The sequence below is a fragment of the Ignavibacteriota bacterium genome, assembly GCA_016708125.1.
In the GTDB taxonomy this organism is placed as follows: domain Bacteria; phylum Bacteroidota; class Ignavibacteria; order Ignavibacteriales; family Melioribacteraceae.
In genome coordinates, this window is record JADJGF010000001.1 from 256,779 (window position 1) to 272,312 (window position 15,534).

The 15,534-nt window shown below is 29.2% G+C and carries 14 protein-coding genes; 1 reads left to right on the top strand and 13 read right to left on the bottom strand.

Going from position 1 to position 15,534, the window contains the following annotated elements; all coding sequences use genetic code 11:
* Positions 1 to 142 precede the first annotated feature (142 nt).
* Positions 143 to 394 (bottom strand): hypothetical protein, encoded by a 252-nt coding sequence (locus IPH62_01250; GenBank protein MBK7103896.1) that lies wholly within the window; start codon positions 392 to 394, stop codon positions 143 to 145.
* A gap of 215 nt (positions 395 to 609) precedes the next feature.
* Here IPH62_01250 and IPH62_01255 point away from each other — a divergent pair, with 215 nt between their 5' ends.
* Positions 610 to 2,256, top strand: a complete 1,647-nt coding sequence (locus IPH62_01255; GenBank protein ID MBK7103897.1) for a GIY-YIG nuclease family protein — start codon at positions 610 to 612, stop codon at positions 2,254 to 2,256.
* 22 nt (positions 2,257 to 2,278) lie between these two features.
* Here IPH62_01255 and IPH62_01260 read toward each other — a convergent pair whose 3' ends face one another.
* The 12 genes from IPH62_01260 to IPH62_01315 form a co-directional block, all read right to left on the bottom strand.
* Positions 2,279 to 3,232, bottom strand: a complete 954-nt coding sequence (locus IPH62_01260) for a polysaccharide deacetylase family protein (GenBank protein MBK7103898.1) — start codon at positions 3,230 to 3,232, stop codon at positions 2,279 to 2,281.
* 164 nt (positions 3,233 to 3,396) lie between these two features.
* Positions 3,397 to 5,325 carry a molecular chaperone HtpG gene (gene htpG / locus IPH62_01265; protein ID MBK7103899.1) on the bottom strand — a complete coding sequence of 643 codons (1,929 nt, stop codon included), beginning with the start codon at positions 5,323 to 5,325 and terminating at the stop codon, positions 3,397 to 3,399.
* A gap of 298 nt (positions 5,326 to 5,623) precedes the next feature.
* A complete protein-coding gene (locus tag IPH62_01270; protein ID MBK7103900.1) occupies positions 5,624 to 7,273 on the bottom strand; it encodes a S41 family peptidase in 1,650 nt (549 codons plus the stop codon).
* Complete coding sequence (gene tmk, locus IPH62_01275; protein MBK7103901.1) at positions 7,266 to 7,898, bottom strand: dTMP kinase; 633 nt, start codon at positions 7,896 to 7,898, stop codon at positions 7,266 to 7,268. Before tmk ends, IPH62_01270 begins: the two co-directional genes overlap by 8 nt.
* A 1-nt stretch (position 7,899) precedes the next feature.
* The gene (locus tag IPH62_01280; GenBank protein ID MBK7103902.1) at positions 7,900 to 8,811 is read right to left on the bottom strand and encodes a hypothetical protein; all 912 of its coding nucleotides are present in this window, start codon (positions 8,809 to 8,811) and stop codon (positions 7,900 to 7,902) included.
* A 65-nt stretch (positions 8,812 to 8,876) separates the two neighbouring features.
* Positions 8,877 to 9,530, bottom strand: a complete 654-nt coding sequence (locus IPH62_01285) for a BMC domain-containing protein (protein ID MBK7103903.1) — start codon at positions 9,528 to 9,530, stop codon at positions 8,877 to 8,879.
* Positions 9,531 to 9,538: 8 nt separating this feature from the next.
* On the bottom strand, positions 9,539 to 9,817 hold the full coding sequence (gene eutM / locus IPH62_01290; GenBank protein ID MBK7103904.1) for an ethanolamine utilization microcompartment protein EutM: 279 nt from the start codon (positions 9,815 to 9,817) through the stop codon (positions 9,539 to 9,541).
* Between the two features lie 93 nt (positions 9,818 to 9,910).
* Positions 9,911 to 10,342: a Holliday junction resolvase RuvX gene (gene ruvX / locus IPH62_01295; GenBank protein ID MBK7103905.1), complete on the bottom strand. Its 432-nt coding sequence runs from the start codon at positions 10,340 to 10,342 to the stop codon at positions 9,911 to 9,913.
* Between the two features lies 1 nt (position 10,343).
* Entirely contained in the window at positions 10,344 to 12,518 is a 2,175-nt protein-coding gene (locus IPH62_01300) for a bifunctional (p)ppGpp synthetase/guanosine-3',5'-bis(diphosphate) 3'-pyrophosphohydrolase (protein MBK7103906.1), read from the bottom strand.
* Complete coding sequence (locus tag IPH62_01305; GenBank protein MBK7103907.1) at positions 12,515 to 13,591, bottom strand: hypothetical protein; 1,077 nt, start codon at positions 13,589 to 13,591, stop codon at positions 12,515 to 12,517. The genes IPH62_01300 and IPH62_01305 overlap by 4 nt, the downstream gene beginning before the upstream one ends.
* Entirely contained in the window at positions 13,527 to 14,153 is a 627-nt protein-coding gene (gene upp, locus IPH62_01310) for a uracil phosphoribosyltransferase (GenBank protein MBK7103908.1), read from the bottom strand. Before upp ends, IPH62_01305 begins: the two co-directional genes overlap by 65 nt.
* The gene (locus IPH62_01315; GenBank protein ID MBK7103909.1) at positions 14,153 to 15,511 is read right to left on the bottom strand and encodes an FAD-dependent oxidoreductase; all 1,359 of its coding nucleotides are present in this window, start codon (positions 15,509 to 15,511) and stop codon (positions 14,153 to 14,155) included. Before IPH62_01315 ends, upp begins: the two co-directional genes overlap by 1 nt.
* Between the last annotated feature and the right edge of the window lie 23 nt (positions 15,512 to 15,534).

Consider the following 15,534-nt stretch of genomic DNA (forward strand, 5'->3'; position numbering starts at 1 on the left):
TAAGATGTTTATATTTCTGAATATAATTATAACAAAAGATGACTAAATTTTGAAATTTTCTCTTATTGTAATTAAATATTTTTTAAGATTTTTTTAATAAGAAACTTTAATTGATATTTTTAAGTTATTAAATAATAAAATTTTAGGAAGTTTTTTTATTTTGGAAATATTTAAATATTCCAAAAAAACTTATCAAAACCCAAAAAACTTCAATTACAAATGCCGAAATGTTGAAATCATTTAACAAAGAAATAATTACAAAAGCGGCACCAAATAAATTCATCAAAGAATATTTAATATTTTCGCTTTTTATTTTGTTAAGCTGCAAAAGTAAGTAGGCAAGAATTATTAAAAATACTCCAACGATTCCTATAAAATCATAAATTGAATACATTTTTACCAAATAGTTTTTTAATCAAATTACAAACAAAGTTTATTTATCAGAAACTTCTGAAATATTCAAAATGTCATTCCCGTGATCCGTCAACTGACGGACGGAATCTATTGGATTCTCGCTGGATTCCCACTTTCGTGGGAATGACAAGTACTATTAGTTTAATTTTTCAGAAGTTTCTATAGATTTGTTTAGAAAAATATTATTATTGTTTGATGAATCAAAAAGAAAAAAATTTTACCGAAGCCGTATTTTCAGTTTTGGATTTTGAAACAACCGGAACCTCGCCGCCAAGAAGCAGAGCAATTGAAATTGGAATTGTAAAAATTGAGAATGGAAAAATTAAAGATAGTTTTCACTCACTAATAAATCCCGGTCAAATTATTCCGCCTTTTATAAGTTCTTTAACCGGAATTACAAATGAAGATTTATTTGATGCGCCGGCATTTGAAACGATTTCCCAAAATGTAAAAGATTTTATTGATGGAACAATTTTAGTCGGGCACAATTTACCATTTGATTTCGCATTTCTAAAATCCGAATTTGAATTTGCCGATATTCAACTTCCTAAACTTGATCAGATTTGTACTTTAAAAATTTCGCGGAAAATTTTCCCGGAATTAAAAAGTAAATCTCTGGGAAGCATGATTAATCATTTTAAAATTGTGCATAAAGATGTTCATAGAGCTTTGGGCGATGCAACTGCAACGGCAAAACTTTTTCTCAAACTTCTTGAGAAATTAAAGGATGATTACAATTACGAAAGTGTTTCCGATTTGGTTGATTTCCAAACTACTCAGCAAGTTTCAAAAAGTTTTAGATTAGTGAAAAAAAAGTTAGTGGGAGATTTGGCAAGTTTGCCGGATTCACCCGGAGTTTATTTTTTCAAAGATGCAAATGATAAAATAATTTATATCGGAAAAGCTAAATCATTAAAGAATCGTGTAAAGAATTATTTCTCAAGTTCGGCTGCAAGAAAGGCAAGAAAAATTGCGCGCAAAGCAAATCGATTGGGATTTCATAAAACAAATTCAGAGTTGAGCGCATTAGTTTTGGAAGCCGAATTAATTAAACTTCACAAACCGCAATTAAATACTTTACTAAAAAAATTTTCGCAAAATTATTTTATTAAGGCAAATCTTAATCATGATTTTCCGGATATAAAAGTTGAAACTGATTTTGATTTTGACGGAAACGATTATTTTGGACCTTATTCAAATCGAGTTACAGCAAACAGTTTAAAAGAAATTGTTGATAAAACTTTTACTTTGCGTGAATGTTCTGATAAAGAATTAAACAAACATAAAAAATGTTATTTATTGGATATTAAAAGATGTTCAGCTCCGTGCATTGCAGAAGTAAATTCTGAAGATTATAAAATTGAGTTGGAAAATGTTTACGAATTTTTATCCGGAAAAAATCAAAATGCAGTAAACAGATTGCTGAATAAAATGAAGGAATTTTCTGAAAAGCAAAAGTATGAAGAAGCCGCTGAAGTTAGAGATACGGTAAATTTAATTTTGAGTCAGCTTACAAGATCATCAATTTTAGCAGAACCAATAAACAAAGTAAATGCTATGATTGAAATTAAAGATTATGAATTTACAGACTACATTTTGTTTTTGGAAGGAAGAGTTTACATTAAAGATTATCATATAAAAGAACAAGATTTTTTTGAAATGGCTTTGGATGATTATTTTGAAAATACATTTCAGCTTTTATCCGAAATGGAGGACAGAGATTTGGAAAAAATTAAAATTTCACTTAGCTGGCTTGTAAAAAATAGAAATAAAATTAAAGTTCATTATCTTCAAAATTACAATTCAAAAGAAGAATTATTCAGACAATTAAAATATTCTTAAGTAACAAATAATTTCTAATATCTTAAACAGCAATTTTACTTGGCAAATTTTTATTTTTTAATATTTCATTAGCATGTTCACTCATACAAACCAAGTTAAAGTTAGAAGTCATTTTTTCCATAACAATATCAAACAATTCTGCTTTATAACTGCTTGATAAATCCATTCCCGGAAAAAAATTTAACTCCGGAATTAAATCGCCGCCAATTAAATCCAAAGGATGGAGTAAAAAACTTGGTTCAGTGTTAGTAATTTTACAAAGTGAAATTGCAGTTTGCAAATATGAATTCATTAATCCGACAGAAACTTTTGCTAAATAATGTAAATAACTAAAATGAAATGGTACTTTTAAAATTGGAATTGTACTTACGGGAATTTCAAGTAATTCTGAATTATTTCCCAAATTCCACTTGAATGGTTTTATTGTTTTAAATCCATCAGAAAAAGATCCGAATAAACCTTCGCGGGTTTTTCTTTCTTCCTTTGTTAAATTTGATTGCCGGAAATAATATGTTCTTGCTAATGGACCTATCCAAGTTGGCAAAGTTGATGCATCATATAAATAATTTTTCTCTTTTAGAATTTGAAATAATAACTTGCTCCGACTAAATCCGGGTCCTCGGAAACCAATCGGCTGTGCTCCCGTAATTTTTAAAATTGCTTCTTCTGTTTTATTAAGTTCATCTAAAATTTCGTCTCTTTTGTAAAAATTAAAAGCCGCTTCATGATTGTAAGAATGGTTTCCAACTTCGTGCCCGAATTTTGTAATTTCACTTATTGCTCCGGAATTTCTTTCATCATCCGCATCTTTTCCAACTATAAAAAAAGTTATTTTCAGATTGTACTTTTTTAACATTTCCAATCCATGTGGAATAAATTTTTCTAAATAAGTTGGATATTTTTCCCAACCTTCATCTCCGTGGACTTTCATATAAGCCCATTGATTGTCTAAATCGAGTGAAATACTTGCATCCATTTTATTAACGGTTTTTCATTGATAAATTGATAATATGAAATTTAAATATTATCGTATAATTTAATGAAGAATTAAAGTTTGTAAAGGAAAAGTTTGATAAATAATTAAATCATTCCAGATCATGTCTAATAAAAAAATGACATGTCTGGATTAATAATTACATTTTATTTTTGGATATCATTTAGATTTTTTACGGATGCATACCAATCGCTTGAATTTTCCAAAAGTGAATTTACTCTATTTACCAATTTATGCGGATCATACAAAAATCCTTCAAGTAAAAGTGACGATTCATAAAGTTGTTCAACAACCGTTGTAATATATTCATCTTTATCATTTGCCTTAAAAACTTTTATTAAATTTCTTATCAATTTATGATCTTTATTTACTTCCATTGTTTTCTGTGGCACAGTAGAAGTTTTGCCGGTAATGTTCATTAATTTCTGCATTGTTGATGTCATGCCACCATCAGAATTTACAAGAACAATCGGACTTCCGGTTAATCTATCGGATTCTTTTACATCTTTAATTCTATCACCCAAAATTTCTTTCATTCTTTTCATCAAACTTGAAAAATGTTTTTTATCATCTTTAGAAAGTTCATCAACTTTATCTTTTTTATTTTCTTCAACATTATCTAATTTATTTAATTTTTTAATATCTGCAGATTCAGTTGATTTGATTTCATATTCCTTGTACTTCCTTAAAGAATCCATGACAAATTCATCCATCGGATCATACAAATACAAAACTTCAATTCCTTTTGTTTTGAAAATTTCCAATTGAGGATCTAAGGTAATAGATTCGCGACTATTTCCCGCTAAGTAATAAATTTCTTTTTGATCATTTTTCATTCGTTCAACATATTGATCTAAGCTAAAAAGTTCTTCTGAATCTTTTGAAACTGATGTATTAAATCTTAAAAGTTTACTGAATTTTTCATGGTTTGTAAAATCCATGTAACCCATTTTAAAGGTTTTTCCGTGTTCCTTCCAAAATGTTTTAAATTTATCTTCTTCTTTTTCGGATAGAGTCTGGAGATGCGATAAAATTTGTGTTGTTACGCTTCCGGCAATTTTTGTGAAAATTATATTTTCTTGCAAAGTTTCTCTGGAAATATTTAAAGGCAAGTCTTCCGAATCAACAACACCTTTTACAAAGTTTAAATATTCCGGAAGCAAATCTTTATTCTGATGCTGAATTAAAACGCGGCGAACATATAAATCTAAGCCATAATCTTCACGATTGTAACCCCAAATATCCATATTCTTTTTTGGCATGAACAACAAACTTGTAAACTGAATAGGCGCATCAACACTTCTGTGAATTGTTGTTAGAGGTTCTTCTTGATCATAAGTTAAAAATTTATAAAACTCTGTATATTGTTCCGGTTTAATATTTGATTTTGGTTCGCGCCACAAAGCAGAAACGGTATTTACTCTTTCATTTTCTACTTTGATTGGAAAACTTATAAAACTTGAATGTTTTTTTACGATTGAATCCAATCTATACTTTTCTAAAAATTCATCCATTTCATCTTTAAGATGAATTTCAATTGTTGTTCCTCTCTTAAATGGTTCATCCAATTCAGATATCGAATAAGTTCCCAATCCATCAGAAATCCATTTTACCGCTGGTTCGTCTTTTTTAAAGGATTTAGTTTTAATCACAACTTCTTTGGCAACCATAAATACTGAATAAAATCCAATTCCAAATCTTCCAATAATATTACTGGAATCTTCTTTATTTTCTTGAAGTATTTTTAGAAAATCTGAAGTTCCGGATTTTGCGATTGTTCCGATGTTTTGAATTACTTCATCGTGTGTCATACCAATTCCGGCATCAGAAATTGTAATAATTTTTTTATCCTTATTTGCAGAAATATTAATTTCCAATTCCAGATTGCTATCGGCAATATCGGTTCCTTTGTTCGATTCAAATCGTAATTTATCCATCGCATCAGATGCGTTTGAAATTAATTCACGCAAAAATATTTCTTTATGCGTGTATAGCGAATGAACTAAAATATCCAGAAGTTGTTTTACTTCGGCTTTGAATTCAAGCTTGGTTTCTTTTGCTTGTGTTTCAGACATTATTCCTCCTAATTTTATTCATATTTTACTTTTAATCTCTATTTGATGCAGAAATGCAAAAAAGGTTAAACTGATTAGTAAATTTAACATTTTTCAAAAAAATTGTTTTAAGAATTTATATTTTGGATTAATTCATTAGTCATTAATTTATTTTTTACTTCCGAACATGAATTGTCTTATTGAGTCGAACATTAGTGATACGAAATATCCCACTTTAAAGTATGAGATTCTTCTTTCTCTAAATCAGAATTATTATGACAATTTATAGTTATTGCAGAAGTATTTCTTCACGAAAAAATTAATTTTTCGAATTCAACAAAAAATTATAAACTTTATTTTTATTTAAGATTTCAAAAGCTGAAGCAAATTGATTATCATATTTTAATGATTCTGTAATTCTGCCTTTTCTTCCGTCTTTTCTTGCTGCAAGTTCTTGTTTAATTTCTGAAATTATATCCGACTTATATTTATTCAATTCTTTCTTTTTTATATCGCTAAATTTCAAATTTAATTTTGAAACTTCTTCAATTAAATTTGAGTTGTATCCTTCTTTTTGTATAGATTCTTTCAACTCGGAAATTAAAAGTTCTGATTGAGTTTTATAATTGAAATCTTCTTTTTCCAAATATTCTATAAATGAATTAAATAAATTTTCTTCGTTTTCATTTTTTACGTTTTCGGAAGGTGAAGTATTAAAAAAGTTTGTCGCAAACTTGAAGAACATTCCTTTTGCAAGCAAACTTCTTACTAAATGTGATTCGGAAGAATTAATAACAATTGAATCCGGAACAATTCCGCCATTCGAATGAACTTCTCTTTTATTATCTGTTAAATAAATTGTGCTGTCATTAAGAATATTTTCACCAAAAATTTCTTTCTCTTTTGAATAATCAATTTCTTGAATACATCTTCCGCTTGGTGTGTAATATCTTGCTGTTGTCATTTTTAAAGATGTGTTGAAAGAAAGCGGAATTACTGTTTGAACCAATCCTTTCCCATATGATTTAGTTCCTAAAATTATTCCTCTATCATGATCTTGAATTGCGCCCGCAACAATTTCTGATGCAGAAGCAGATCCATTATCAACTAGTAAAACTAAATTTGATTTTCCCGCAATCGGTTCTTCCTGCGCATTAAAAATTTGTTCTTTTAATTGATCGCGTCCTTTTATTGAAACGACTTTTTGACCTTTTACAAGAAATTTTTCACTTACATCAATTGCCGCATCTAATAATCCGCCTGGATTTCCGCGAAGATCAAGAATTATTGAGTTTATATCTTTTTGGATTTTTAATTCGTGCAAAGCTTTTCTGATTTCATCGCCGGCACTTCTTGAAAAACTGCTGAGTTTCAAATAGGCATTATTACTATTTTCGGGTACAAATCCGTAATATGTTAAATTTTTGATTTCTATTTCTTCGCTAACCAAATTAAAAATTATTTCACCTTTTATACCATCTCTTTCAATCGTTAAAGAAATTTCAGTTCCGGGGTCACGTTTTAAATAGTTTCCTAATTCATCGTAATTATCTTTTGAAATCACAACTGAGTCAACTTTTTTTATAACATCTCCAATTCTAATTCCTTGTCGCTGAGCAGAATAACCTTCTATCAAATCTACAATTGTAATTTTATCATTGTACAAACCTACAGTTGCACCAATTCCGCCGTATTTTCCTTTTGTAATCAACTCGATATCTTTTTGATGTTTTTCATCAATATAAACGGTGTATGGATCCAAAGCTTCAAGCATTCCTTGAATTCCTTCAAGCATAAATTCTTCCGGTTTAACTTCATCTACATAATTTAATGCAACTTCTTTATAGACTCTTCCGTAAATATCTATTGCTTTTGACATTTTAAAATAAATATCTGAATCGCTGTTTATAAATCCGCCTAAAATTATAATTAACAAAACAGCAAAAAATTTATAAATATTTTTACTCATTATTTTTTTTACCTTTTAATAAATTTTCCACAACTTTTTTAATTTCTTTTTGAATATGTTCTCTGGACATTAAACCATCAATTGTGATAAAGCGTTCCTCATTTTTTGCAATATTTTTATATCCGTTTCTCACATTTTCATAAAATGAATTTTTTGAAATTTCAATCCTATCAAGTTCCGAATTCTGAACATTTGATTTTCTTAAGTTAACTTCTTCAATTGGGATATCAAGAAAAAAAGTTACATCGGGAATTGCATCTCCGATTGCAAATTTCTGAAGATCGGTAACAAATTTTACATCAAGCTCTCTTCCGTAACCTTGATAAGCAATTGACGAATCATGAAATCTATCAGAAATAATTATAAACCCATCTTTCAATTTAGGAATAATTTCTTCTCTAACTAATTGTGCACGGCTTGCGGAAAAAAGTAAAAGTTCGGTTTCAAAAAACATTTCTTCGTTTTTTCTATCAAGAATAATATTTCTAATTTTTTCAGAAATTTGTACACCGCCCGGTTCTCGTATTAAGGAAACTTTATAATTTTGCGAAATTAAAAATTCGTGTAAAAGTTTTACTTGTGTGGATTTACCACAAAAATCTAAGCCTTCAAATGTTATAAACATGTTAGTATTTTTTAATTATATAATCCAATCGTTTAGGTTTTATATCTATTATAGAAGTGAATTTGGGGATTTCTATCAATGGTTCTATCGAGCCGGTTGTATCATTCAGCGCTTGCTGAAAATTTACATACGCTGATAATTCATCACTTTTAAGTTTGCTTAACAAATTTATTCCACCGCGAATTACAACTGTAATATTTTCCGGTGATAGATTTAACTCATATTTATCTGGAATATTTTTAGTTTCAACCGAAATATTTTCAAAAGATTTATCAACAATTTTTTGTACATCTAAACTAATTTTACATTCGGAAATATCTAATTCAACAAATTTGGGATTCTGTAAAAGTATTTTAAAACTTGTTTCTTGTTCTAGATTATTTAACTTTAAACCAATTGTATTTATTATTGAATAATCATTTATTATACTTTCCGGACCGGTTATTTGAACAGAATCCGGTTCAATTTTCGCGTCTGAAACAAGATCATAACCCGGTTTAAATGATAAAGAAAGTACTGGAAGAATCTCAACTTTTTTCGTAATTCGTTTTTCAATTTTAACCGAAATTTTTTCCGGACTAACTTCAGCCAATTGCAAAGTAGAAGAAATCCAAGAATTTGCGTGTAATAAATTTCTTGTTGAAATAACCGTCTCGCCTAAATCATTCGGTGATGGAATAAAGAATTTTGGATCTCTGCCTAAAGTATGTTGCGCTAATTGCCAGCCTTGTCCCTTTAAACTTAACGTAATTTCATTTGCAGAAATTAAACTGACCGCAAAATTTTCCGGAACATCTGTAACTTGCGGAGGAAGATTTAAAGTGATTGAAAACTCTCCCGAAAATGAAACAAAAACCCACAGTAATACTGAAAACGTAACTATAAATAAAACTGTAAAAATTTTTCTTTTCATATTGTAAATATAAAAAACTCCACATTCTCGTGGAGTTTAAATAAAAAATCTTATTTGAATATAATTTATTTTTGCAAACTCTTAAAATAATCTAAAAGTAGATTTCTATTCGCTTTAGAAATTTCTCTTCCTTTAATCGGGAAATTATTAAAATTTCTTGCAATTTTTCTTAATGAATGAACATTTAAAATTTCTAATTCACTTAATTTTGGCATCGGTGAATTACTAATTTTATGTTCGATAGGTTTATTAATAATTTCTTTTTTAGGTAAACTTTTTTCAACTTTTACTTCAACTTGAGATTCTACTTTTACTGAAGATACTTTTTTAATTTCTAATTCTTTAGGTTTTTCAGATTCACTTTTTTCTTCAATTTTTGCTTCAGCTTTATTTTCTATAATTTCACTTTGTACATTTTCATTTACTAATTCATTTGAGATTGAAGCTGAATCTTCATAAAGAATTTTATCAAGATCATCATCCGGTCTTGGAATTACATGAGCGGAAACCAATTCTCCAACTCTTTGTGCTGCTGCTGAACCAGCATCAACTGCAGATTTTACTGCGGCTGTATCTCCAACAATTTTTATTAATATTAAAGCTCCGGTAACTTTTTCCTTACCGATAATTTTTACGTTTGCGGCTTTAACCATTGCATCTGCAGCTTCAATTGCAGCCACTAATCCTTTGGTTTCTATTAACCCTAATGCTTGATCCATAATTTTACTTATTTGCGTTTTGGCAATATTAATTCAACATCCGAGTGTGGTCTTGGAATTACGTGAACAGAAACTAATTCTCCAACTCTTTGTGCTGCAGCTGCGCCGGCATCTGTAGCTGCTTTAACTGCTCCTACATCGCCTCTAACCATAACTGTAACGTAACCGCCGCCAATAATTTCTTTTCCTAATAATTCAACTTTTGCAGCTTTTACCATTGCATCTGCAGCTTCAATTGCACCAACTAAACCTTTGGTTTCAATCATTCCAAGTGCGTCAAGTGTCATAAAAAATGCTCCCAAATTGGTTAAAATTTACTTGAAAAATAGCTTATATATTTAATAATGTCAATTATATTTATATGAATAAATACTTGCAATTCAATACTTTTTTAATGTTGATAGATAATCTTCAAGTATTACTGCAGCTGCATTTTTATCAATTAAAGATTTGTCTCTTCTTTTCTTTTTTGAGCTTACACTATTTTTAATATGCTCCCAAGCAATTGAAGATGAATATCTTTCATCAATAAATTTTACTTGGATGTTAAATTGTTTTTCAATTTTTTCCTTAAAATTTTCAACAATATCAGATAAATTTGTTTTTGTTCCATCTTCTTTTAGTGGATATCCTAAAACAGCAAAAGTAAAATTATATAGTTGGAATAAATTCTTTAGTTTATCAAAAAATGTGTTATTATTTTCAAATGTAATTAGAGGAATCGCAAATATTTTTAACGGATCTGAAATTGCAATTCCGATTCTTTTTTCGCCATAATCTATCGCCAGAATTCTTTCTATTTCATCTTTCATTTTACTGATTTGGCGAATCAAATCGTTCAACCAAATAAACTCCTTTTATTCTTTTCAATCTATCAATTAATCTATTTAAATTATTTACATCTTGAATGTGAACTGCAATATGTCCGTTAAAAATTGATTCCGAAGTATTTATTGAAACTGATTTAATATTTGTATTTTGAAATCCAGCAATCGTGTTGGAAATATCTTTTAAAATTCCAGGTCTGTCTTCTCCTTTAATCGTAATACCAGCTAAGAAAAATGAACCGGCTTCCCCGGGCCATTCAACCGGAACTAAACGATTCTCATTATTCTCAGAAAGTGATATTAAATTTTTACAATTTTTTCTATGAATTTTTATTCCTTCGCCGATTGTAATGTATCCAACTATTGGATCCCCTGGAATTGGATTACAGCATTTTGCATAATTATAGACAAAACCTTTGTGCGCACCTTCAACAACAACTTCACCAATACTTTCACGCGCAAATTTTGCAAAACTATCAAATTTTAAATCATTTAATTCTTCTTCTTTTATTTCTTCAGGATTTAAAATACCTTCCAAATCTACTTGATCTTCAGCAACTGCAACAAAAAATTTTGAAGGATTTTCGAATTTCAATTTTTTCGTTAATTTATTTATATCATCTTGCGAAAAAACAAGTTTATATTTTTTTAATTTTCTTTCCCAAATTTCTTTTCCGGTTTCTACAATTCTATCTTCTTCTTTCTGTATAAACTTTCTAATATTGGATTTTGCTTTATGAGTTTTAACAAATTGCAGCCAGCTTTTATTCGGATGCTGATTTTTTGAAGTTAAAATTTCCAGCTGATCACCGCTTGATAATGGACTGCTGAGCGGAACAATTTTTCCGTTAACTTTTGCTCCAATACAGTGATATCCAACTTTGCTGTGAATTTCGTAAGCAAAATCAACAGGAGTTGAATCGAGTGGAAGAATTTTCAAATCCCCTTTAGGAGTGAAAACATAAATTTCATCTTGATATAAATTTAATTTGAAACTTGCTAAAATTTCGCTGCTTGCTTCATCACGAGAAACACTTTCAAAAATATCTCTAATCCAATTTACCCAATCTTCTAAATCTCTGTTTGTAGAAGACATATTTTCTTTATACTTCCAATGAGCCGCAACACCTTTCTCCGCAATTTCATGCATAGCTCTTGTTCTAATTTGAATTTCAACAAGTTTTCCATCGGGACCAATTACAGTATTATGAATAGATTGATAATTATTTTTCTTTGGTATTGAAATAAAATCTTTAAATCTATCCGGAATTGGTCTGAATAATTGATTTATAATTCCCAAAACATAATAGCAATCATTTTGATCATTATTTTCCAGAATAATTCTAATTGCAGAAAGATCATAAATATCTTCAAGCGGTTTATTCTGCTTAATCATTTTTTTATAAATACTGTAAAAATGTTTTGGTCGCCCACCAATATCATAGACCAATTCTAGTTCATCTAATTTCTTTTTAATTGGTTCGGTAAAATTTTTTATGTACGCTTCTCTTTCTCTTCTTGTTTCATTAAGCTTTTTTGCAATTTCATTATATGCATCTTTATTTAAATATTTAAAAGCTAAATCCTCCAATTCCCACTTAACTTTTCCCAAACCAAATCTGTGCGCAAACGGTGCATAAATTTCTAAAGTTTCCGTTGCAATTCTTCTTTGCTTATGAGGAGTAACAAATTCCAAAGTTCTCATATTGTGAAGACGATCGGCAAATTTTACTAAAATTACTCTGACATCATTAACCATTGATAGCAATAATTTTCTATAATTTTCCGCTTGAGTAATATTATGCCCTCTAAAAACTCCGCTTATTTTTGTTACACCGTCAACAATTTCTGCAACTTCTTTTCCAAATTCCCGCTCGACAAATTCCAAACTAATATCGGTATCTTCAACAACATCGTGCAAAAGAGCGCTAACAATAGAAATATCATCCAAAGGAATTTCTTTTGCTACAATCATTGTAACGTTGTAAGGATGAAGAAAATAAGGCTCTCCGGAAGCTCTGAAGTGATTTTTATGCGCTTCATAACTTAACTTGAATGCTTTGGTTACAAGCTCTTCATTAAATGAATGAAGATTTTTTTTGCACAATCCAAGCAAATCTGATAATAAAGTATCCAATTGTATTTCATCAAGAACAATCATTTATTTTTTTCCAGAATTTTTTCCAATTCATTTTTCAAATCTAAAACTCTGTTCAATCTCTCATCTAATCTGTTCTTAATTTCTTCAGATTTAATATCAAAATCAAGTATTTGCAAACACAATTGATACGATTTATTATAATTTTCTAAATCAAAATATAACATTGCCATTTTATGTTTTAAGACAATGTCATTGTAAAAGTTTCTGTTTTTTAATTTTTCAACAGAAGTTAAAATTTGCTGATAAATTTCAATAGATTTTTCCTTTGAAATATCTTGATAAGCCCGAGCCAATGCCCAATTAAAATATCTCGAATTTTTATATTGCTCCAACATTTTTTTTGATAAATCAACAGCTTTCTGACTTTCATTGTTATCAATATAAATCCAAATCAATGAACTAATTCCCAAATATTGATTATAAGATTTATGTTTAATTGATGTTTCGAGAAGTTTAATTGCTTCTTCTCTTTCATCTTTTACAAATGGCAGCCAATTTAAAGATTTTGTTTGAGCACTTTTCCAATATTTATAAATTCCGTTTGCAATTAAAGCTTCATTAAAGTTATTATCGATTTCCAAACAATTCTGAAAACTGTGAAGTGAAAGAACGCCGTCTGCAAATGCTGAAACTAGATTAGAAGTTATCGAATTGAAGTAAGCTCTGTATCCGTAAATTGTAGCTTCAAAATAATTGTACCACAAATTTTCACCATCAGATTTTAGTAAAATTTCAGTTTGATTTTGCGCTTCCGTTAAAATTGAATCAATATAATTTTCATTCGGTGACTTTTCATAATCAACGGATTCTGCAATATGAGCGGCGGCTAAATATATTTTTCCAAGAGGTAAATCAGAAAAATCTTTATCAATTAATTTGAATATTTTTTTTGCGGAACCGTAATTTTCATTTAAAATATTTTGAATGCCAAGATTTAAAAGAGAATCAACTTTTTGATTTGGAAATTGCTGTCCAAATAATTGTTTAATAACAAAAAGAAAAATTAGACTATAACGTACCAAAAGTTCTGTCTCCAGCATCACCCAATCCGGGCAGTATGAAACCGTGTTCATTTAATTCTCTATCTAATGTCGCAGTATAAATTGGAACATCCGGATGATTTTCACTTAATTTTATTACGCCTTCCGGAGCAGCAATTAAAGATGCCATTACTAAATCATTTGCTCCTCTTTCTTTTAAAAAAGAAATTGCCGCAGATGAACTTCCGCCGGTTGCAAGCATTGGATCCAAAACAATTACTTTTGATATTTCTAAATTCTTTGGAGCTTTATAATAATAATCAATCGGCTGTAAGGTTTTTTCATCGCGCTGTAAGCCAATATGCCCAACCTTTGCACTTGGGATCATTTCTATAAAAGAATTTACTAAGCTTAATCCGGCGCGTAAAACCGGAACCAAAACAATTTGCTTTGCAATATTGTAACCTTTTGTAATTTCAAGAGGAGTTTCAACTTCAATTTCAATCGTTTCAAATTCCTTGCTAATTTCAATTGCCAAAGCATATGCAATTCTTCTTACTGCCAATCTAAATTGATATTCTCTCGTCTCTTTATTTCTTAAGTAAGTTATGTCTCTGCTTATTAATGGATTTGAAACAATTTTAAGATTTTTCATTAAAAATTCTCCTCAATCTTTCTTCCCAAAATAGAAAGTAAATTTATAAATGGTGATAACGGCGGCGTATAATTATAGTTTATTTTTGCCAAATTCATTACTGAAATTTCATTATAAATATAAGAACTTATAATATCTGCATAACCGGAAACTTCTTCACTCCCAATAAATGAAGCACCCAAAATTAATTTTGAATTATTATCATAAATTATTTTTCCAAAAACTTTTGAGGAATTTGGCATTATTTTAACTTTATTATTTGCTAATGCTGTTACATATTTTGCGCTATAAAAGTTTTTAGAAGCTTGATTCCAATTCAATCCAACTTGAGCAATAAATTTATCTGCCAATTTAAATGTAGAATTTAAAATTACTGGATCGGCAATTTTATTTCCTCCGGCTGCATTTTCTCCGGCAATATGTCCAAAGTGATGTGCATAAGTTGCCAAAGGAAAATAATCGTTTCGATTCGTAATTTTGTTTATTATTTCAATATTGTCGCCTGCCGCATAAATATTAGGGTTGGAAGTTTTTAATTTTCTGTCAACAATCAAGCCGCCAAAACTTCCAAATTTTAGATTTGCAGATTCTGCTAAAATATTATTTGGCTTAATTCCAGCAGTTACTATAGCCAAATCAAAATCTAAAAATCTTCCTTCATTTTTTAGCTGAACAAATTTATTGCCATTCAAAATAAATTTTGTATGATTTTCTGCTGATAAGAATTTTATATTATTGTTAGTTAAAATTTCTTTAACCAAATGCTGAATTTCTAAATCAGATGAAGGCAGCGGTAGTTTTTCTTTTTCCAAAATTGTAACTTCATAACCTTTAGTTTTCAAAGACTCCGCAACTTCAAGTCCAATATATCCGCTTCCAACAATTAAAATTTTTTCAACTTTATTTTTTTCAATAAAAGATTTTAGTCGCAAATAATCTGTAACCGATTTATAACTAAAAACATTTTCTAGTGAAAAAGGAATTTCCGGTAATTCATTTGCTTTGGAACCGGTTGTTAAAATTAATTTATCAAAATGAATAATTTGTTTTGAATTATTTTTTCTATCAAGTACCTCAATTTCGTTTTTCTTTGAATCAATTTTACTAACAAAATTATTGATTAAAACTTTAACATTTTTTTCTTGGTAAAATTTTTCGGGCGAGTAAAAAACTAAATGATTGTAATCTTTAATTATTCCGGAAAGCAAATAAGGAAGTTCGCAAGTTCCGGTAGAGATGAATTCACCGGCTTCAATTAAAATTACTTCGGCAGAAGGATTAGTTCTTTTCGCTTTGGCAGCAGCACTTGGTCCGGCTGCATTTCCTCCAACTACAATAATTTTTTTTGAAGTTTGCATTTATTTGGGAATAGAAAAATAAT

Coding starts and splice junctions, on each gene's coding strand:
- IPH62_01250 (MBK7103896.1), bottom strand. CDS start 394: ATGTATTCAATTTATGATTTTATAGGAATCGTTGGAGTATTTTTAATA.
- IPH62_01255 (MBK7103897.1), top strand. CDS start 610: ATGAATCAAAAAGAAAAAAATTTTACCGAAGCCGTATTTTCAGTTTTG.
- IPH62_01260 (MBK7103898.1), bottom strand. CDS start 3,232: ATGGATGCAAGTATTTCACTCGATTTAGACAATCAATGGGCTTATATG.
- htpG (MBK7103899.1), bottom strand. CDS start 5,325: ATGTCTGAAACACAAGCAAAAGAAACCAAGCTTGAATTCAAAGCCGAA.
- IPH62_01270 (MBK7103900.1), bottom strand. CDS start 7,273: ATGAGTAAAAATATTTATAAATTTTTTGCTGTTTTGTTAATTATAATT.
- tmk (MBK7103901.1), bottom strand. CDS start 7,898: ATGTTTATAACATTTGAAGGCTTAGATTTTTGTGGTAAATCCACACAA.
- IPH62_01280 (MBK7103902.1), bottom strand. CDS start 8,811: ATGAAAAGAAAAATTTTTACAGTTTTATTTATAGTTACGTTTTCAGTA.
- IPH62_01285 (MBK7103903.1), bottom strand. CDS start 9,530: ATGGATCAAGCATTAGGGTTAATAGAAACCAAAGGATTAGTGGCTGCA.
- eutM (MBK7103904.1), bottom strand. CDS start 9,817: ATGACACTTGACGCACTTGGAATGATTGAAACCAAAGGTTTAGTTGGT.
- ruvX (MBK7103905.1), bottom strand. CDS start 10,342: ATGAAAGATGAAATAGAAAGAATTCTGGCGATAGATTATGGCGAAAAA.
- IPH62_01300 (MBK7103906.1), bottom strand. CDS start 12,518: ATGATTGTTCTTGATGAAATACAATTGGATACTTTATTATCAGATTTG.
- IPH62_01305 (MBK7103907.1), bottom strand. CDS start 13,591: ATGAACACGGTTTCATACTGCCCGGATTGGGTGATGCTGGAGACAGAA.
- upp (MBK7103908.1), bottom strand. CDS start 14,153: ATGAAAAATCTTAAAATTGTTTCAAATCCATTAATAAGCAGAGACATA.
- IPH62_01315 (MBK7103909.1), bottom strand. CDS start 15,511: ATGCAAACTTCAAAAAAAATTATTGTAGTTGGAGGAAATGCAGCCGGA.